The organism is Candidatus Defluviilinea proxima, assembly GCA_016721115.1.
Lineage (GTDB): Bacteria > Chloroflexota > Anaerolineae > Anaerolineales > Villigracilaceae > Defluviilinea > Defluviilinea proxima.
Genome location: JADKIW010000001.1, coordinates 2792012 through 2812053 on the forward strand (window position 1 = coordinate 2792012; position 20042 = coordinate 2812053).

19 protein-coding genes and 1 pseudogene are annotated in these 20042 nt (G+C 49.6%); 11 read left to right on the forward strand and 9 right to left on the reverse strand.

Translation table 11 applies throughout. The features are described from left to right. Positions 1-7: 7 nt before the first annotated feature. From IPP66_12970 to IPP66_12980, 3 genes are all read left to right on the forward strand, one after another. Positions 8-1252, forward strand: a complete 1245-nt coding sequence (locus tag IPP66_12970; GenBank protein ID MBK9926191.1) for an ABC transporter permease — start codon at positions 8-10, stop codon at positions 1250-1252. Between the two features lie 89 nt (positions 1253-1341). Beyond that, positions 1342-2010 carry a response regulator transcription factor gene (locus IPP66_12975; protein MBK9926192.1) on the forward strand — a complete coding sequence of 223 codons (669 nt, stop codon included), beginning with the start codon at positions 1342-1344 and terminating at the stop codon, positions 2008-2010. After that, positions 2007-3335 carry a HAMP domain-containing protein gene (locus IPP66_12980; protein MBK9926193.1) on the forward strand — a complete coding sequence of 443 codons (1329 nt, stop codon included), beginning with the start codon at positions 2007-2009 and terminating at the stop codon, positions 3333-3335. Before IPP66_12975 ends, IPP66_12980 begins: the two co-directional genes overlap by 4 nt. 30 nt (positions 3336-3365) lie before the next feature. Here IPP66_12980 and IPP66_12985 read toward each other — a convergent pair whose 3' ends face one another. Next, positions 3366-4682, reverse strand: coding sequence for a GHKL domain-containing protein (locus tag IPP66_12985; protein ID MBK9926194.1), 1317 nt, complete (start codon positions 4680-4682; stop codon positions 3366-3368). 220 nt (positions 4683-4902) lie between these two features. Further along, positions 4903-5583: an HAD-IB family hydrolase gene (locus IPP66_12990; protein MBK9926195.1), complete on the reverse strand. Its 681-nt coding sequence runs from the start codon at positions 5581-5583 to the stop codon at positions 4903-4905. A gap of 107 nt (positions 5584-5690) precedes the next feature. Between IPP66_12990 and IPP66_12995 the strand changes: the two genes are divergently transcribed. Genes IPP66_12995 through IPP66_13005 form a run of 3 tightly spaced genes read left to right on the forward strand, consistent with a single transcriptional unit; the run spans position 5691 to position 8271 of the window. Then, positions 5691-6677 carry an ABC transporter ATP-binding protein gene (locus IPP66_12995; protein ID MBK9926196.1) on the forward strand — a complete coding sequence of 329 codons (987 nt, stop codon included), beginning with the start codon at positions 5691-5693 and terminating at the stop codon, positions 6675-6677. Further along, positions 6674-7471 (forward strand): ABC transporter permease, encoded by a 798-nt coding sequence (locus tag IPP66_13000; GenBank protein MBK9926197.1) that lies wholly within the window; start codon positions 6674-6676, stop codon positions 7469-7471. Before IPP66_12995 ends, IPP66_13000 begins: the two co-directional genes overlap by 4 nt. Further along, the gene (locus IPP66_13005; GenBank protein ID MBK9926198.1) at positions 7468-8271 is read left to right on the forward strand and encodes an ABC transporter permease; all 804 of its coding nucleotides are present in this window, start codon (positions 7468-7470) and stop codon (positions 8269-8271) included. Before IPP66_13000 ends, IPP66_13005 begins: the two co-directional genes overlap by 4 nt. A 73-nt stretch (positions 8272-8344) precedes the next feature. Here IPP66_13005 and IPP66_13010 read toward each other — a convergent pair whose 3' ends face one another. Beyond that, positions 8345-9019: a hypothetical protein gene (locus IPP66_13010; GenBank protein MBK9926199.1), complete on the reverse strand. Its 675-nt coding sequence runs from the start codon at positions 9017-9019 to the stop codon at positions 8345-8347. Between the two features lie 92 nt (positions 9020-9111). Here IPP66_13010 and IPP66_13015 point away from each other — a divergent pair, with 92 nt between their 5' ends. The 5 genes from IPP66_13015 to vanZ are packed head-to-tail and all read left to right on the forward strand — an operon-like array spanning position 9112 to position 12711. Then, on the forward strand, positions 9112-10266 hold the full coding sequence (locus tag IPP66_13015; protein MBK9926200.1) for a cysteine desulfurase: 1155 nt from the start codon (positions 9112-9114) through the stop codon (positions 10264-10266). Position 10267: 1 nt separating this feature from the next. Continuing rightward, on the forward strand, positions 10268-11329 hold the full coding sequence (mnmA, locus tag IPP66_13020) for a tRNA 2-thiouridine(34) synthase MnmA (GenBank protein MBK9926201.1): 1062 nt from the start codon (positions 10268-10270) through the stop codon (positions 11327-11329). A 19-nt stretch (positions 11330-11348) separates the two neighbouring features. Next, a complete protein-coding gene (locus IPP66_13025) occupies positions 11349-11615 on the forward strand; it encodes a hypothetical protein (GenBank protein MBK9926202.1) in 267 nt (88 codons plus the stop codon). A 56-nt stretch (positions 11616-11671) separates the two neighbouring features. After that, on the forward strand, positions 11672-12310 hold the full coding sequence (locus IPP66_13030) for a DedA family protein (protein MBK9926203.1): 639 nt from the start codon (positions 11672-11674) through the stop codon (positions 12308-12310). Between the two features lie 38 nt (positions 12311-12348). Then, positions 12349-12711 (forward strand): VanZ family protein, encoded by a 363-nt coding sequence (gene vanZ / locus IPP66_13035; protein ID MBK9926204.1) that lies wholly within the window; start codon positions 12349-12351, stop codon positions 12709-12711. Positions 12712-12741: 30 nt separating this feature from the next. Here the strand turns inward: vanZ and IPP66_13040 are convergent. From IPP66_13040 to IPP66_13065, 6 genes and pseudogenes are all read right to left on the reverse strand, one after another. Continuing rightward, positions 12742-15296: pseudogene (locus tag IPP66_13040) on the reverse strand (penicillin acylase family protein). A gap of 104 nt (positions 15297-15400) precedes the next feature. After that, positions 15401-17899, reverse strand: a complete 2499-nt coding sequence (locus tag IPP66_13045) for a hypothetical protein (GenBank protein ID MBK9926205.1) — start codon at positions 17897-17899, stop codon at positions 15401-15403. A gap of 45 nt (positions 17900-17944) precedes the next feature. Further along, the gene (gene tatC, locus IPP66_13050; protein MBK9926206.1) at positions 17945-18868 is read right to left on the reverse strand and encodes a twin-arginine translocase subunit TatC; all 924 of its coding nucleotides are present in this window, start codon (positions 18866-18868) and stop codon (positions 17945-17947) included. After that, positions 18861-19238 (reverse strand): twin-arginine translocase TatA/TatE family subunit, encoded by a 378-nt coding sequence (locus IPP66_13055; protein MBK9926207.1) that lies wholly within the window; start codon positions 19236-19238, stop codon positions 18861-18863. The genes tatC and IPP66_13055 overlap by 8 nt, the downstream gene beginning before the upstream one ends. Positions 19239-19247: 9 nt before the next feature. Next, complete coding sequence (nusB, locus tag IPP66_13060; GenBank protein MBK9926208.1) at positions 19248-19679, reverse strand: transcription antitermination factor NusB; 432 nt, start codon at positions 19677-19679, stop codon at positions 19248-19250. Then, positions 19676-20032, reverse strand: a complete 357-nt coding sequence (locus tag IPP66_13065; protein MBK9926209.1) for an Asp23/Gls24 family envelope stress response protein — start codon at positions 20030-20032, stop codon at positions 19676-19678. The genes nusB and IPP66_13065 overlap by 4 nt, the downstream gene beginning before the upstream one ends. Between the last annotated feature and the right edge of the window lie 10 nt (positions 20033-20042).

The window sequence follows — 20042 nt, forward strand, 5'->3', positions numbered from 1 at the left end:
TTTAACTATGTTGTTTTCAGAGAATTTCAAGATTGCGCTGCGTGCATTGCGCGCTAATAAGATGCGATCAGTGCTTACAATGCTGGGTATTGTGATCGGTGTGGCAACGGTGGTGGCACTACTTTCCATTGGACAAGGAGCTACAGCCAGTATTACGAGTTCCATTCAGAACAATGGCTCAAACCTGTTGACCATTTCCCCTGGGCGCCAGCAAGGTGGTGGAGCCGGGTTGGGACAATCGCGACAGACGAGTTATCTGTATTACTCGGATTATCAGTTGATTCAGCGCTCGTTAACAGAAAACATCAGTGCCCTTGCGCCGAGTTACCAGTCCTCATATACAGTGAAGTATGGTTCTGAGAGTTTCAGCGTGAATGTGAGTGGTGTTGTGGAAGATCACCAGGAAGCGAATTCCTACGAAGTGGCACAGGGGCGCTTCATCACGGACGGTGATAACAAGTCGCAGTCATTGGTGGCTGTGTTGGGTTCAGAGACAGCGACAGACTTGTTTGGTGGGCTGGCGCCTATCGGTAAGACGATCTCTATCAATGGCGTGAAGTTTGATGTGGTCGGTGTGTTGGAATCTAAGGGATCATCGGGACTTGGTGGCTCTGCTGATGATGTGATTTTCATTCCGTTAGATACAGGCTATAACAAATTATTTGGTGCTACTGCCACATACAACGATAAGAAGATCGTTAATCGGATTTCAGTCTCTGTTACAACCACCGAAGCCATGGATACGGTCTCGGCTCAGATCGAATTCCTGCTTCGCCGTGCACATAAACTTGCCTCGACCGACCAGCTGGACTTCAATGTGTTGAGTCAATCTGACTTGTTGAGTACGCTAACTTCTGTGACGCAGATCCTCACAACTTTCCTCGGTGCCATCGCTGGGATTTCCCTTCTGGTGGGTGGTATCGGCATCATGAACATTATGCTGGTCTCGGTTACAGAGCGAACGAAAGAGATCGGTTTGCGTAAGGCAGTTGGTGCGACGAAGAATCAGATACTCACGCAATTTCTCATTGAGACAATGACTCTTAGCGTGTTAGGCGGTCTCATTGGTATTTTGCTGGGCGTGGGAATCGCCTTGGTCTTTTCCGCGACCGGTTTGATCGCCTCTGTCATCACAGTCAATTCGATCCTGCTGGCTTTCTTCTTCGCCTTGCTGATCGGTGTGTTCTTCGGACTGTATCCTGCATTCCGCGCGGCAAACCTGCATCCGATGGTTGCGTTGCGATACGAGTAAAGAAAATTGACCACGAAGGTTTTAAAGCCTTAAGGCAAAATGATTTTCCCCCTTTGTGTACTTCGTGTCCTTTGTGGTAAAAAGGTCTTATGCCGAAGAAAATCCTGCTTGTAGATGATGAGCCAGAGATCCTTGAGATCTGTCGTGATTATCTTAAGGCTTCCAACTATGATGTTGTCACAGCGAAAGACGGCGCGCAGGGACTATCGTCTGCGCGCCGTGAAAAGCCTGACCTGATCGTGCTCGACTTGATGATGCCTGAGATGGATGGTCTTGATCTATGCCGTACTATTCGGCGCGAAAGCAATGTGCCCATTATCATGCTTACTGCTCGTGTCGAGGAGACTGACAAACTCATTGGTCTTGAACTTGGTGCTGACGATTACATGACCAAGCCGTTTAGTCCACGAGAATTGGTGGCACGTGTTAAGGTCGTGTTACGACGCGTTAGCGGCGACTCGGCGGCGGAAGTGATCAGAGTGGGAAATGTTTCGTTGGACAGAACCCAGTATGAAGTCCAGATTGGGAATCGTGTGATTACATTGACCCCTACAGAGTTCGAAATTATGGCAACCCTCATGAGTCAGCCAAGTCGCATTTTTTCCCGTAATCAATTGTTGAACGCCGCGCATGGCGTTGCGTTTGAAAGTTATGAGCGCGCCATCGATTCTCACATCCGCAACCTGCGCCGAAAGCTTGAACCCGACGAATTGATCTTCACTGTGCATGGTGTGGGTTATAAATTTGAGGCTAAATGAAACCATCTGTTCGTGAAATTCGCTGGCGTTTGTTGTTTCTTTTGTTGCGCGCATTTGTCGTCGTTGTCTTTCTTTCCTTTTTTATTTTCACTTTCATTCTTGGATATTTTTTAACTTCCTCGTCGACGCCAGTGCCGTTTCCGTTTGTCAGTACACTCGAAGGGTATTATCTTGCGAAAGGCAGTTGGGATGGTGTTGATGTCGTCTTTGATTCAACAAATGGCTTGCATGTACTGAATCCTATTTTGCTGGATAAAGATCAACGCATCATTCTGGACCGAGGGTCTGATTCTGTTTCGACAGTTGGCTCACAGTATGAGAATCAAAAAGAAGACGTGGTGCTCAGGTTGAAGGTACAGGGCGAAACGATTGGATACGTGGTGATCACGGCGTATTCACTCTCACAGCGATTTAACTTGGCGCGTGCGATTCTTTTTCCTGTCGGTATTATTTCCTTTGTGTTGGCAATATTTTTGATGTTGGTGTCGGTCTTGCTGACACGTCGCTTTGTCAATCCTTTGGCCGATGTGATCTATGCGGCACGTGAAGTCTCATCGGGTAAGTTGAACACGCGCATCCCGTTGGAAGGGCCACAGGATTTGCGTAGTCTCTCTGAAAGTTTCAACGAAATGGCAACCGAACTTGAACGCAATGATCGCGAACGCCGTGACATGCTCGCGGACATTGCACATGAATTACGCACACCGCTTTCCGTGATCCGTGGACGCCTCGAAGGCATTGTGGATGGTATTTACCCCGAGAATGGTCCGCAAGTTTCCATGGCGTTGGAGCAGGCCTATTTATTACAGCGACTTGTTGACGACCTGCGCCTGCTCACGCTTGCCGAAACACGTCAATTACCGTTTGATAAGCGTGATGTGAATGTTGGAAATGTGATCCATAGAGTTGTTGAAATGCTCTCTGCAGAGGCAAAGGAGAAAAATATTTCTTTATCCTTTAGCGAGCAAAGCGGAAATTTATTTGCTCAACTTGACCCGCAACGTTTTGAGCAAGCTGTCAGTAATTTGGTTGGCAATGCGATTCGGTATGTCCCTGATGGTGGCAGAGTCTGGATCACAGCAAATGAGACAAGCGATGGTTTACGCATTACCATTAACGATAACGGCAATGGGATCCCTGCTGAAGACCTGCCCTTTATCTTTGACCGTTTCTGGCGCAAAGATAAATCTCGCGCTCGTCTCTCTGGCGGCACGGGCCTCGGACTCGCGATCACAAAACAACTCATCGAAGCGCAGGATGGAACGATTGAAGCGGAAAACTTGGAAGCAGGTGGATTGCAAGTAACGATAGTTCTGAAGAAGTAAATATTTGTAGTACACCAAACGGATATTCAGTTACTTGATAGGCAGTGTGAAATAAAAAGTACTGCCTTGTTCTATGCCATCTGATTCGACCCAGATACGACCCCCGTGTACTTCAATAATGCGTTTGACAAGCGCCAGCCCCACACCAGTTCCTTCACTTTTGGGGTTTAGCTTATCGAATAGGCCAAAGACCTTTTCGTGATAAGCAGGGTCGATCCCGATTCCATTGTCTTTGATATAAAAGACCGTCTCACCTTTATAGTCCCGCATGCCGATGTGAATTTGCGGGTTAGGCTGGTCGATTGTAAACTTTGCCGCGTTATCAATCAGGTTTTGCATAACCTCCACCAACCGTGGACTATCTCCAGTTACAGTTGGCAGGTCTTTATCCACTGTAACCTGAACATTGCTCGCCATGATCCTGCCACGTGTCAATATCAATGCATCGTCAATGATTTTTGCAAAAGGTGTATCAGTTGATTTATTGACAAGGCGACCAATACGCGAAAGTTCAAGCAATTCATTCAGCAGGCGGTGCATTTTGTCTTTTGCATCGCTGATACGCTCCAGGTCTTTGTGGAATTTAGCTGTATTCCCGGAACGCATATCCTCTTCCAATAAACCGATAAATCCCCCGATTGTGATCAATGGGCTCTTAAGGTCGTGTGACACGGTGTATGTAAACCGTTCCAGTTCTGCGTTTTTCGACTCCAGCTCCTTGATCGTCTCCTTGTACTTTACTTCTAAACGTCTGCGTTCGGCAAGTTCGCGTTCGGCATTCTTCCACGCATCATCAATTTTGTTGAGAGTCTGCCCAATCAAAAACGTAGCTGTAAGAATGTACATACTTTGCACTGCCCAAACTGCAAAGATCGGCGTGGGGGTGGCTAATGGACGCAAGATGCCAAATTTCCCAAGCCCGAGAATAACAGCACTTGTAAAAATGCAGAAAATACTCCAACTGATGGCGGCACGCCAGTGTAAGATCAACCCTGCACAAATGATAACTATTAGATACCCCATAAAGGCTGGGTTTCTAAAATCTGCACCAAAAAACATCGCAACTGTAAATATGAGCCAAAGTGAAAAAACAATCAAATATCCTACCAAGCGTACATGTCCCTGATTGACAAATTGCTTCAACCCCAGCATGGTCAATATAAACGGGGCAATAATTATAATTCGTTGTATTCGTAATGCTGATTCGATGGGAGCGAAAAGTCCATAAATGCTGGATGTTAAAATGAAAATCCATAGGATCGTGTTGAGCAACCCAGCTAAACGTGTTTTGTGCTCATCCCCTTCAAAACTTGGATTTGAAGCCCACTCACGAAGCTTTTTCAGCATTAAGATACTCCTAGCTTATGTACCGTTGGCTCAACCATCATTATAGGCGGTTAGTGACTATTTTTCAATTTACAGATCAATAACTGTTCCGTTTCTGGCCTGACGGGACACCTGTTTCTGTTATGCATGTTGTATCCACACTGAAAGCCCGTATTACAAAAATAAAGAGTCTCGCAAAATGAGAGACTCTTTTACAAGACCTGTTTCGTTGTTATTTTAACTAGTCCTTCGGCTTTCCCAATACTTCCCAGTTCTTTTCTTTTGCAAGGGCGTGTAGCTTTTTGTCAGGATACACTGCTACAGGATTTCCCACCAGGTTCAACATGTGATTGTCGGAAAACGAATCACCGTATGCATAACTGGCGGCCCAATCCACATCCCAGTCTCGCTCTTTGACCAGCTCTCGGACCTTGTCTACTTTGACTGCGCCACTGATCAACGGTGGAATATTCTTTCCCGTGTACCGCCCATCTTTGAACTCTGATTGTGTGCCGATCGCTCCGTCCATTCCGAAATGGGCTTTGAATATCTCGGCACATTCCGTGAACATGCCTGAGACAATAATAACTTTATGCCCCTTGGCTGAATGTTCTTTCATTCGTTTAATAACATCCTCGCGTTGAGTGGGAAGAAGATATTCAAACGCAAGCCAGGTTAGTGCGGTGTTGGCTTGTTCATGGTCAAGTCCTTGCAACATTCCACTGAGGTAGGCTAGCAGGGCACGCTGTACTTTTTCGCGGTTGCCGAGTTTCAGCTTGTATAACATATAAGTAGGAAGAATCCTAAAGTAATATCGTTGAGCAAAAAACCGGCGGTTGTGCTCGGATGAATATTTCATCAACCCACGCCCGAATTGTCCCGTGTATAGAGTTCCGTCTGCATCGAATAAGGCTATGATCATCGTTGTGTTCCTCATGGGGCTTATAACACAACGCGCTTCCAAGAGATGCGAGAGGAACATAGGCAAAATCGTGTACAATTTATTCAACCCCAACTCAGAGGAAACAAATGAACAGTTCTTTAGTGAACGCAATTGAAGTGTCCCACCTTAGACGTATCTTTACATCCCAGATCGGCGTCATCAAACGCACTGCAAAGGAAGTGGTCGCTGTGGATGACGTCTCGTTTGAAATTCAGGAGGGCGAACTATTCGGACTCCTTGGCCCGAACGGTGCTGGCAAAACAACCACGGTCAAGATGTTGACCACGCTTCTCATCCCTACGGGTGGGTCTGCTTCTGTAAAAGGATTTGATGTCGTCGCCCAAGCCAATGAGGTGCGGAAGCGTATCGGCTTTATCTTCGGTGGCGAACGTGGATTGTATTGGCGTCTCTCTGGCGTGGATAATCTCCGTTATTTCGCCAGTCTCTATAACTTGGATTATGACGTCACCAAAAAACGGATTCCGCAACTGCTCGAACTTGTCGGCTTGAATGGACGTGGTGACGAGAAAGTGCAAGGATATTCGCGCGGCATGAAGCAACGCTTGCATGTAGCGCGGACTCTTCTGCACGACCCTGATGTGCTGTTCCTTGATGAACCAACCCTGGGGCTTGACCCTGTCGGTGCGCGCGAGTTCCGCCAAGTGATCCTTGATCTGCAATCTCAGAAGAAAACCATTTTACTTACCACGCATTACATGTTTGAGGCCGATGCGCTTTGTGATCGCATCGCCATCATCAATCACGGACGTATCATCGCCAGCGATACCCCCAGCGGGCTTAAGGCTCACGTCCGTGATTTGAATGTGGTGGAAGTGGAAACCTTCGGCGCACCGGTCAATATGATCGAAAAACTACGCGCCTTGCCGTTCGCGGATGCGGTATCTGTTGAGGAACAAGGACAAAGGCAAATGTTGCTGATTCAGACGTCCCGTGGGGCTGAGGCGGTGCCAGATGTCATGTCTGCGCTCGAAGGTTTGAAAGTCGGTCGAGTCATTGTCCGTGAACCGACTCTTGAAGATGCCTATGTGCGGCTGGTGGGAGGTGACGCATGAACATTCGTATGCTCGCGAAATATTGGCGGACGATTCTGGTGGTGGCAGAAATGACCATGCGCCAGCAAATGACAGATGGTTTCATTTTGTTTACAGTTTTATTTCAGCCGATCATCATTGCGTTGCTTGGGCTGTGGATGTTGCAAGGCAAAGGCGAGGACGCCGCGATGTTTGTTGTGGTTGGCAGTGGGTTGACGGGATTGTGGTCGAGCCTGTTGTTCATCTCCGGCGGCAGCATCAACATGGAGCGCTGGTCTGGCACGTTGGAGTCACTAGTTGCGATACCAACACCATTCGAGGTGATCGTGTTTGGAAAGAACCTTGCGAATGTGGTGCAATCCCTGCTTTCGATGGTGTTGGGATATTTGGTAGCGGCCTTCGCGTTTGGATATTCCCTCCAAATACAAAGCCCGTTAAATTTTGCCGTGTCTGTGATCTTTTCGGTGGTAGCGTTCATCAGTTTTGGTTTGATCATCGCGCCGGTCTTTGTGATGAACCCTGGTGTGCGCGCCTGGCAAAATGCGATGGAGTTCCCTGTTTATGTTTTATGTGGATTCCTTTTCCCGATCGCGCTCTTACCTGGTTGGACGACTCCTGTCTCGTATCTGCTTCCGCCATATTGGGCGGCGGTCGCTCTTCATGGGACCTCGACAACTGGTGCGCCATTCAACGAGATTCTCTTCGCTTGGGGCATGATGCTTCTTTCCTCTGTGATCGATCTGCTCATTGCCTCACGTTTGTTCAAGATCATGCTTCACAGAGCCCGAGTCGACGCGACATTAGGAATGGAATGATGAAGAACCTTTCTAACAATCTCCGTCTTTTCTGGCAGGGTGCAGTTCTTTCTTATGTGGCCCTCTTCCATTGGATGCGCCCGATTCAATATATGGCGTCCAAGATATTGATGCCGTTGGCGCAAATGTTCTTCTTTGTATATCTCGGGACTTATGCAACAAGCGCGGACAATAAATCGTTCTACATTGTTGGGAATGCTTTGCAGATCGCGGCTGTCAGCGGGATCTTTGGCATGACCATGAGCATCGGTGGCGACCGTGATAACGGTACACTTGGTTATATCTTTGGCACACCAGCGAATCGTCTCATCGTTTTTATGGGCCGTGCCTTCATGAATATTATGGACGGCGCCTTGGGTGTGGTCATCGCCTTTGTGTGGGGCGTGCTCCTCATGGGGCTCGACCTCTCACATACGAACCTATCCGCGCTTGCGTTGACGATACTCATCACAACCATCAGCACCTGCGGTCTTGGGTTATTGATGGGCTGTCTTGCGTTAATCACGGTCAATGTGATGTTTGTCAATAACTTTGTCTATTTTCTATTATTGCTATTCTCTGGCGCGAACATCCCGCTTGCTCAACTCCCAATATGGATCAGATCCATATCTTATGCGCTTCCATTGACGCGCGGTATCTTGGCCGCACGGGAGATTGTCGGCGGCGCGAGTTTTGTGGATGTGTCTCCGCTTTTGCTCGGCGAGTTGGGAATCGGTCTAATGTATTTTGTGGCTGGGTATCTTCTTTTCGCCGTGTTTGAAGTGTACGCAAAGAGACGCGGCACGCTTGAGGTGTTTTAGGAAATAGGAAATACACCCACTCACAAATGGAGTGGGTGTATTTATAAATAATTATCTATAGGAACTCTATAGACTAAGGGTACGCTGGTTGAGTGGTTGCCGTTGGGGTTTTCGCCTTTGTCGCGGTTGCCGTCGCACCTCCGACTGTAATTAGCACATACACTTCGTCACCGAAGAACTGTCCGCCCGCAGTGGACATGCGCCAGTTACTGCGAATAGCGCCGGTCTTGTTGGTTGGGGCAGTTAGCGCAACTGAGATGTCAAGTTCCGCGCCGGAAGCCACGGAAGAAGGAAGTGTATAGGTCGCTCCATTCATTGCTTCGCCACCTGTGAATGCGAATTTGAATCCCGCATCCCATGCACAGGAACCAAGATTCTTGACCTTCCATGTTTTGGTGAAAGTTTGTCCTGGTGTCATGGGCGTATTGTCCGGGATGGATACGTCACTGACGAATCGAAGTTGATAGCAAGAGGCTGTTGGTGGTACCACTACCTGTGTGTTGGCAGGCAATGTAATGGCGGCGCTGGTTGCCACCGGTGCAAATGTCGGTTGCGTTGTCGGTGTAGAGAAAGGTGTCTGGGTGGGTGCGGCAAGTGCGGTTTGAGTCAGAACCGCAGAGAAAGTCTCTACTGCTTGTGTTTGGATTTGTTCCGGGCTCAAAGTTGGTGTGGCGTCCGCATCGCTTCCTCCGCAGGCTGTCAGAATTAAGATACTCGCGAGCAGGACATAGATCACTTTTTGTTTCATATATACTCCTTTTCAACAGGCCAATACTTATACGGCCTCATCCCGTTGTTAACGGATAATGGCGTCTTAAAGTTCCTGCTATAATCTGCCCGATGATCTATTTCGACTATTCCGCTACAACACCAGTGGATTCACGCGTACTTGACGCGATGACTCCCTACTTTTCGGCCTCTTTTGGCAATCCCTCGTCTGTTCACCGTTTCGGACAGATCGCCGAGTCTGCGATCGATTCCGCACGCGAGACGGTGGCACGCATCCTCAATTGCCGTCCCGATGAAATTATTTTTACTTCGTGTGGTTCTGAGTCGGATAACCTTGCTATTCGTGGCGCAGCCTATGCCATGCGCGAAAAGACTGGTGCAAAGCAGATCCTCGCCTCGCGCACAGAACACCCTGCGATCACCAAAACATTGTTACATCTTGAAAAATACGAGGGCTTTCTCATCGAATGGCTGGACGTGAACGAACAAGGCATGGTCACGCCTGAAGTTGTGGCGAAGGCGATCTCTAACAACACTGCAGTTGTCTCTGTGATGTATGCGAACAATGAAATCGGCACGATCAACCCGATCAAAGAAATTGCTGCAATCTGTCATGCGAAGAACGTTCTCTTTCACACGGATGCTGTGCAAGCTGCGGCCTATCTGCATGTGGATGTGAACAAACTTGGCGTGGATATGATGTCGCTTGGTGCGCACAAGTTCTACGGGCCGAAAGGCGTCGGTGCGTTATACGTCCGAAAAGGGACGCCGCTCATCTCGACACTGACAGGTGGCGGGCAGGAATTCAGTCTGCGGGCTGGGACTCAGAACGTGCCTTATATCGTTGGCTTTGCAGAAGCACTGCGACTGACTTACGAAGAACGCGAACGGCGTGTGGAACACGTCCGCCCCTTGCGAGACAAGATCATCGGAACTGTCCTTGAAACAATCCCCGATTCGCGTTTGACCGGCGATATGGAATCTCGTTTACCGCAACATGCCAGTTTTGCCTTCAAAGATGTAGATGGTAACTTGTTGCTCACATTGCTCGATGCAGCGGGTTTTGCCTGCTCATCAGGTTCTGCTTGTAAAACAGGTAATCCCGAACCGAGCGAAGTGATGAATGCCATCGGCTTATCGCGTGATTGGGGACTTGGGTCCCTGCGTGTGACATTGGGCACTCATACGACATCTTCTGATATCGAATCGTTTTTGAAAGCTCTGCCCGAATTGGTTCAAAAAGCCCGTAAATTGAATAAAGCCTAAAATGGAAAAAGTTGTCGTTGCCATGTCTGGAGGAGTAGATTCCTCTGTTGCCGCGGCCTTGCTCAAAGAGCAGGGCTATGATGTTATTGGCATGATGATGCGCTTGTGGAGCGAGCCCGGCAAGGAAGAATCCAACCGCTGTTGTACTCCGGATTCCATGGCACAGGCAAGGCGTGTTGCGGCCATTCTCGACATTCCGTTTTATGTCATTGATGCGAAAGATGTCTTCCGTGAGACGGTCGTTGAATATTTTCTTGAGGGATACGCGCGCGGCGAGACGCCGAATCCGTGCTTGATCTGTAATCGCAAGATCCGCTGGACGTTCTTGCTCGATCATGCTTTAGCCCTTGGCGCGGACTTTATGGCAACGGGGCATTATGTACGAAGGACGCAAGCAGAAGACGGAAAGATAAATTTATTGCGGGCGATTGACCGTTCCAAAGATCAATCCTATGTTTTGCATGTTTTGAACCAAGAGAAGTTGAAGCATGCTTTATTTCCTGTTGGTGATTATCCCAAGACCGAGATTCGCCAGATTGCAGAGAAACATGGGCTTCCCACTGCTTCGCGCAAAGACTCGCAAGACCTGTGCTTTTTAGCAGGCGAAGACTATCGCAACTTCCTACAGCGTAACGCAGCCGAAATGCTCAAACCCGGAGAGATCGTCACGCGTGACGGCAAGCCACTGGGCGAACACAACGGACTTGCGAATTACACCATCGGTCAACGCAAGGGACTGGGCGTTGCACCGCCTGTTCCATTGTATGTGCTAGGGAAGAATGCGGCGAATAATGCATTGATCGTTGGAACACAAGATGAGCTTGGTTCGTTTATATTGACGGCGCGCGATGTCAATTGGACAAGCGGACAAGTGCCCGTCGAACCATTCCGCGCAGAAGTGAAGATCCGCTACACGGCGAAGGAGGCTGAAGCGTTGGTTACGCCGATTGGCGAGAATCAGGTAAAGGTCCAGTTTGACGCGCCGCAACGGGATATCACAGCCGGGCAGGCGGCAGTCTTCTATCAGGGTGACCTCCTGATCGGCGGCGGGATCATCCTTTAGTTTTGTTTGGCAAAATCAAATGACTTTACCGACATTCTTGTTCGCACTTCTCATCGCATTACTTTACGGCGCGTTGTATCATTTTTTTCGCGGCGGCGGTTTTGGACGTCTGCTTTTGTATTTAGGGTTGAGTGTGCTGGGTTTTGCTTTTGGTCATGTCATTGGGATGTGGCGTGAATGGTATTTCATCCCGATTGGCTCGTTGAACTTGGGACTGTCCACCATCGGAAGTGTCCTTGCCCTTGTGATCGGTGACTGGTTGAGCCGCATCGAGGCGGGTTCGTAAAGCAAGGTATAATCTGCGACCGTTGGTAACAAACTTTGAAAGAGAGTACATACTAAATGGAATTACTGAAAAGCCTTATTGATCTTTTCCTGCATCTTGATGAATATCTGGCGAAGATCATCCTTGATTACGGTGCGTGGACGTATGGCATCCTGTTTGCTGTGATCTTTGTCGAAACAGGTTTGGTTGTTATGCCGTTCCTACCTGGTGATTCTCTGTTGTTTGCGGCTGGCACATTTGCGGCACTGGGTTCATTGAATATCTGGCTTCTGATCGGCTTGATGATCATTGCGGCGGTAGTGGGCGATGCTGTCAATTACTCCATCGGTCATTATCTGGGTGAGCGAGCCTACAACATCAAATGGGTCAAGAAGGAACACATTGAAAAGACTCATGCCTTCTTTGAGAAGCATGGCGGCAAAGCCATCTTCCTTGCGCGTTTCGTTCCCATCGTGCGCACGTTCGCTCCGTTCGTGGCGGGCATTGGCAAAATGACCTATGGCTATTTTGCAACCTATAACATTGTGGGTGGTGTGACGTGGGTTTTGACCTTTACGTTGCTCGGTTATTTCTTCGGGAACCTTGAGTTCGTACAGAAGAATTTTGAATTGGTGATCGTCGCCATCATCCTCATCTCCGTTGTGCCGATGGGTATTGAGTGGTGGAAGGCACGCCGCGAATCAAAAGCTGGATAAACACGAATAGAGACGCCTCAACGGCGTCTCATTTTTTTATGATGAAGTGGATCGCGATTCTTTTTGGATTTTTTATCATTACCATCATTGTCCTTGCGGATAATGATATGCTAGGTATTCTTGGAGTCATCAACAGGATTCCCTATGGTGATAAAGCGGGACATTTCATTCTGTACGGGGTCCTGACCTTTTTGATTGACCTTCCCCTCTTCGGCACGCTTCAACACTTAAGCCGACGGTTGATCGTGCTACGAGTGGCCTTGATCCTTGGCCTCCTCATTGGCATCGAAGAATTCTCACAACAATTTTTCCCCAGCCGTACCTTTGACTTGGTCGATCTGACGTTCAGTTATCTGGGCGTGGGCTTCTTTTCGTGGTTGGCGTTGCGGATTAAATTGTAGGGGCAGGTCTCAGACCTGCCCCTACAAAAATTATTTGGGGGATAACAGCAAGTGTCCTTCGGCGTCTTTGACTATTGTCTTTTCATTCCACAACATCGGGTAATACTGGATGCTTGCCCATAGCTCAGCCATGTCAATATAGTGCTTGTTGTACGCATGACCAGATTGTCCTGTTGTATGCACAGTGACGGAGTTGTTCAAGTTGCTCAAATCCACGATCATGCGCATCGATGGGAGCCAGTTGGTTTCGTAGCCGTCTTTGACAGACCAACCCGTCGCATTGACGATTGCCTCGCCGCCGCTGGTTGGGAATGGTCCGCGGTTGAACAATGCTTCGATCAAGCCGATACCTGATTCACCCAATGTACCATTTCGAAATGTGGAAGCGTGCATGGTACCCCAATTCCATTTGGCTGTGTCTTTGCCGAAAATATCTTCGAGTTCAGTAATGCCTTGCTCGAATGATTTTTTGATGATGTCTTCGCGCGCTTCCACAATGTTCGCAGTGGATTTATCGTCCCACCAGGGGCTATCTGTGCTGATGTGACGCATGACTTCATTCCAGCGTGAGCCGCCATCAGGGAAGTAGCGCTCTTCGGGCATATCGTCATTGAAGGTGTTTTGAAGTAGGTGACGCCAGAAGGCGTTGAACATTGCCGCGGCGGAGGAATCGGCGCGGTCTTGATAATCCCAGCCATCAAGAAGTTTGAGATGTGTTTCCGATAAACCCTGTGTTTTCAAAAGTATAGGAACATACAAGGGCGCATTCGCATCGAACGAATCGCCTTGCATGGATTGGATATAGGCGATGTCGATCTTGTCAGGCGCATTGTTGATCATGTCGTTGATGCGTTGTGAGCGGAAGCCATAGTCCCAATCGTAGGTGATGAGATAGGGGTAATCGCGCGGCGGTACTTGATTGTTTGCAGTGACAATGTAACCTTCCGCAGGATTGAAGGTGTAGGGTTGCTCATCGAACGGAATGAACCCTGTCCATTCGTATTCGTCTGTCCAGCCGGGGACTGGGACTGTGCCATCACCTTTTGCGCGGATGGGAATATCGCCTGGCATTTGGTAGCTGATGTTGCCGTCTACATCTGCGTACAGAAGATTCTGTGCAGGTACATGGAAGCCACTTGCGGCTGTGCGGAACTCTTCCCAATTCTGTGCGCGGTCAAATCCCCAAATGGCCTGGAAGGGCGTGGAGGGAGTCAGCGCTGTCCATTTGAGGGCGATGACGTATGGTTGAGGCAGTTCGAGACCGGCACGGTCTTTGAATGGGACAAATTCTTTATCGTCTGGCTCACCTTCATTTTTCAGAGGCCATACACTTCTGAGATGACAGGTCCGTGCCTTGTGGAGCGAACAGTGATTTCCACTGGGTCACCGCCGACAACATCAACAGTTTCTGTGCGTGTCTCGAAATCCACCCATTTACCGTTGACTTCGTATTGGTTCGGGTTTTCAGGATTCACTTTTTCGATGTAGAGATCCATCACATCGGGGCCGACGTTGGTGAAACCCCATGCGATGCGATCATTGTGGCCAATGACGATGCCGGGCACGCCAGCGAATGAGAAACCCGCTACGTTGAAAGGACAGGATGCACTTTGCGGTTTACATTCCAAATGAGCCTGATACCAGATCGACGGCATTTGAATTCCGAGGTGCGGATCGTTGGCGAGGAGAGGCATCCCTGTTGCAGATCGTGAACCGGAAACAGCCCAGGAGTTGGATCCAATTCCATCGCCCATCGGACCAAGCACAAGGTCCAGTAATGAAGCGTTGTGTTGAAGTGATGCGAGAGTCTCATTGGGGATGTCGAAGGCCGAGGCTTGAAGCGGTGCATTAGCGGAAGTCCCATCACCGACCTTGTTGACGATAACGGGGCGATCTTCAGGGTAAGCAGGGAAGAGTTCCGCCACTTGTTCAGGAGTGAGTGTTTTGAGGAGAACGGCGCGTTCGATCTCTTCGCCCATGTTGCCACGCAAGTCCCATGCCATGGCTTTGCCCCAAGTGAGACTGTTGATGGGCGTCCACGGTTCGATCTTGTAATCGGGGCTGAGTAAACCAAGGATGGCGTATTCCAAGCTGAGGGCGGTGGTATCGTGGTCTTTGAGATAGGCGTTCACGCCGCCTACGTATGAGTCGAGGATGGCTTTGGATGTGGAATCGAGCTGGGCGTATTCGGCTTCAGCGGTTTGTCGCCAGCCGAGGGTGCGGAGGAAAGTATCGGTTTCAACTTGCCCTTTGCCGAACATTTCCGAGAGTGTGCCCGAACCGATGTGACGCCACGCATCCATTTGCCAGAAGCGATCTTGTGCATGGACGTATCCTTGTGCGAAGAATAGATCGTGTTCAGAAGATGCGTAAATGTGCGGGATGCCCATGCTGTCGCGATAAATGTCAACAGAAGCATCAAGCCCATCGAGCTGAATGTTCCCGTCAATTTGCGGAAAGGATTTGGGAGCAACAGTGTTTGGCAGATAACTCTTGAAATAGAATCCGCCTCCGCTTCCCAAAAGAATTACAAGCACCAATAAACCAAGTCCCCCGCGCTTCAAATACATTTTTGTTTTCGACATGATTGTTCCTCTAGTAAATTTGACTTCTGGGTTTACAACACATACAGAAAGCAAAAGAGACGTAAACCCTTACGTCTCTTTTCTTAACTTATAGTTGGTTCTACTTATTTGACATTTCCCAACAGACGTGGGAACCAATACCAGAGCAGGTCTGCGGCAGGTTTACCGTGAACCGATGCGGACTTATCCTGTAACTCGACCGGCGGGAAGTAGCCGCGACTGACCAACCCGCTGACCCAGGTGCGCCCGTTGATGGCGTTGAGCATGGCATCGTAAATATCGAACTGTTGTTGCAGATCAAGGTTGACGGTGCCGAGATCGGGGTTGGGACGATTGAGGATCGTCCAATCGAAACAGCCTCCCGTTCCATTGGGGATACAGCCTGTAGCGGAATATGTCGAAGATGGATACGTGAGACCGATGATGATGGGCTTGTTGATCTGCGTTTGGACAGGGAAGACGTTGTTATCGAGAATCTTCCCGATCTCATCGGTCATGGCCGCTTTGTTGGGCGAAGCTTGATCGCTGATCTTGGCGAACCACAAAAGATATAAACCATCTGTGCTCTTGAGCAGGTTGATCGGTGGTTGAATGTCAGTGTTGGTATAAGGAAGGGCAAAGAGTATCAAGCCCGCATAATGTTGACGGGCTTCGGCCACGATGGCAAGCCAACGCGCTTCAGCGTCAGCGGGGACTCCGCTTGGGGAGCCATCGGCAAGCTTCCCGTTGGGGAGAGCCGGGGCGATCCAATCACCGCCAAGGATCAAGGCTTGCGCGTCTGATTTAGTAGCGGTATCCGCAAAGTTGACGGCGAACGCTCGATAGTGGTTGAACCAACTATCCCACCAACCTGAATCGCGCGGAGCGTTCTTCCAGAAGTCATTGGCGTTGGTGGCAAAGCGTGCTTGAGGGAAGATCGCTACGTTCATGTTGAGCGCGCGCGAGGCGGACGCTGTTTCAGTTGTATCTTTACTGAATGGGTCTTTGCCGGGTTGCTGGGTAAAGATAACTGGGGCACTGCTCTTGAACGTCCATGTTGGGTCGAGAAATACCCAGTTGCCATTGAAGGCATGGATGTTTTGCAGAGCATCTTGATTGAATCTGGTGATGCCTGGCTCATAGAATGCCTGGAACTCTACGCCCGCAACAAACCCTGTCCCACGCGAGGGGATGTTCACTTGTACAAGCGTGGCATTCAAGTCTTGTGACCAAGTCCATTGTGAAACAGTATCTTGTACATCCTGTGCGGTGATGGTGGGGGTGATGTTCTTGCCGTGTGCATTCTCGCCAGCGGTGGATACGTCATCGGCAGAGTTACATTGTGCATTGCGACAATAGCGATAAGTGAATGAGCCAAGGATATTGAGCGGCCCAAACAGTTTATAAGACCAGCGATAATTGCTGACCTTCCACATGGGGATGGGTTCGGTCCATGCGGCTGGGTTGAATTGGATATAGATCACATCGCCAATGGGTGTAGTGGGCGGCACGTCCACTTCGAAGGTGATGGGGGAATTTGGCCCTGCCTGCCATGATTGCACAGTGTCTTCGATGGCTGTGTTCTGTGACGGTACAACAAAATTTCGAACTACATATTTTCCTGCGGTGTTGAATTCTGAATTCCAGAAGCCATCACCGAGCGTGTACTTATATTCAAGATAAGCGCCTGCTGGCAGAAACAGCGAAACGGAGTAGCGGCCATCAGGTAGTGATGTCATGATCGGCATGCGATCCACAGCAGTGCTTAGGCCGCCACGCAGATCGGTGAAAGTATTTCCGAATTGAAGCAGGCTCCCTGCAATTCGTACAGGAACATCTCGTTGGGTGTTTTGTGGCACGGCAACTGTAAAGATCACATTCACCAATTGAGCAGGTTTCATCTTGACTTCAACCGCTGTGCCTTTATTTCCCTCCACGATCGCGCCTTGCTGGAATGTTCGATACATACCATCGAGCGCAAAAGCTACCAGGTTGTGACGTCCACCGCGTAGGCCTTCGAGTGTGAACCGCCCGGCAGAATCGGTCAATGTTTGCACACCGCCTGCTGTGACCATGATCTCGGGTAATGGTGCGCCTGTATCCGCGTTGACCACTGTGCCAAACATGGAACCCGAAATCGTATTCACGGGTTTATCCGTCCACGAGTTTACTGTGTCCACAATATCGGTGGGACCGTTCACATAGATCAGACGATAGCGAATCGTACCGTCGGTGTTGGTGTCTTCCACCACGCGCGAACCTCCGCGCCTCACATACCGATACTTGATGACTGATTGATCTGGAATGGGGAATGTGGCCGAATACGTGATCGCATCCACTTGCGTCATTTGATAATCGTTGCCGTTCAGCGCCAGGCCAGTCACTTCGTCCAAAACACTGATCGCAAGGATCTCGTTTTGCGCCAACGGTTCGGGCAACTGCACCGTGAACTTGACTTCTGCACGTGGCAACGGCGTGGGTGCTGGCCCGGCAGGCACCGACTGTGTGGGGTTGCCGGTGTTGATCGGCAGATCCAACAGTGAAAGCGCACATGCCTGGCTTGCCAGAGCCAGGATCAGGATGAAATATAAAATAGGACGTGAAATCTTCGGGCGAAAACTCATACTCTCTCCTCACGCCTCAAACCCGGACCTTTAGCCTGCCTCTATCTATTCGGCTTTTGTTTCCTCTGAAGCAGACTCTTCGATTCTCTTACGACGCCCGGCGTAGGCGATATAACTTAGTCCGATGCTGATGAAATATAACAAGGTTAATGGAACCATGACCAACCCCATGGTTGCCGCATCCACGGTGGGCGTTACGGCCGCAGCGATAATGGCGATGATGACAACGGCCAACCTCCATTGTTGAGCCAGAATACTCGGCTTAACCAACCCGATGGATGTGAGAATATACACCACGAGCGGAAATTCAAAGAATAGGCCGATCCATAACATCAACCCGGTCACAAACTTGAAATATTCACGCGCCGCCCAAAATTGTGCGATCTTGGTGAAACCTCCCAAAAATGGGATGGCGTATGGGAGAAGCGCATAAAACGTGAAAGCCATGCCGCTCAGATATAGAATTGTTGCCAGCGGAATGCCGGCCAAACCCATCTTGCGTTCGCGTGGACGTAAGCCCGGCGCAATAAACAGCCAGATCTCAAAGGCGATATAGGGAAGCATAATGGCAAGACCGCTCGTTAGCGCTACTTGCATAAAAACGCCAATCTCTTCAGTCACTTGAATGGCTTGTAGTTTTTCAAGTCCTCCTACGGGGCCAGAGAGATAATCCATGAGCGGGATCGTGAAGTAGAACGACGCGCCCACGCCAATAACGAGAGCGATCACAATGCGCAAAAGATGCATGCGGAGCGCTTCCACGTGATTCCATAAACTTTCGCGTGCCTGCTCCTCGGTGACGAGGTTGGAGAACGTGTCCATGAGTGGACGGTCTTCCTCCTCGGGTAATTCCGCGTTCAAAAAACGATTCGCCTTGCCGATCATTCGAAAGGGGAAGGCGAGAATGTTGAAGACGAGAAGGAATGGGAAGGTGACCACCCGCCAAAGCAGTTGGAAGAATTTACGCATGTTGATCGGTATCAGGTTTGGTTTCAGGTGGTGTGGCAGGCGGAGTTTGAATGGTGTATTCGGTCTCTTGGGGATGAGACAGGCCTCGGTTAAGAGAAGAAGCGGGCGCTTTGGTTGTGTCCATTGCTTTGCGGATCTCTTTTTCCGTTTCCATCATCTCCATGTTCGCTTCGCGCATCAGTTTGGTGGGAAGCGTACGGATCTCGTGCGATGTTTGCTGAAAGACCTTCCAGCCATCAGAACGGATGAGGTTATTTAACCAACGGCCGACGGTTTTGCCTGCCTTTTGCATATCCTTGGGGCCAAGCACGATCAGCGCGATAATAATAATGAATACGAACTCGGGCGCCCCAATGCCAAGAATTTCCATGTTGAAGTTCTATGCCTCTTGCAGGGATTGTTTGATCTCATGCTGGTGTTCTGCGAGACTGCCCAACACGCCGTTAATAAAACGTGGAGCGGAATCAGAACCATATTGTTTAGCGAGTTCTACAGCTTCATTGATCGCCACTTTGACCGGCGTATCGTGAAACACTGCAAATTCCCAACATGCCATCCGCAGAATATTACGATCTATCGCGGCGATCTGGTCGAAGGGCCATTCGGGGGCGTATTTAGCGATGGCGTGATCGAGAAGGGTGGTAATAGGGAGAATTCCGAAAATGATCTGGCGCGCAAAATCAGAAAGTTCCGGGGTAAGCGGCGCCTCCTCCAACCGTTCTTTAAATACTTCGGCTGGAGGGTGGTTTGCCATATCTACTTCGTAAAGTACCTGCAGGGCAAGAGCGCGTGCCCTGGTGCGGGGTTTCATGCGGAGGTTACCTCTCCCTCATAGTCTATGTCTTCAATGTGGATCACAACGCCGCCAATATCCATACCGATCATTTCATGGAGGGCGCGTGCCACTTGTTGTTGTACATTGCGGCTGACCTCGCGGATGTTTACATCCTTATTGAGGATGAGATACAGGTCCGCAGTTACAACATTGTCTTCAACTTCGATGCGCACCCCATCATGTACTCCGCGTTTGAAGAGGCGATTCACTCCACCTGTGACTTGTGCCATACGGCTGACGCCCGGCACGCTCAAAGCGGATGAACGCGCGATGGTAACGAGAACATCGGGTGCTACTGTGGTTTTACCGGTTGTTAGTGTGTCTGTCATTTTCTACTCC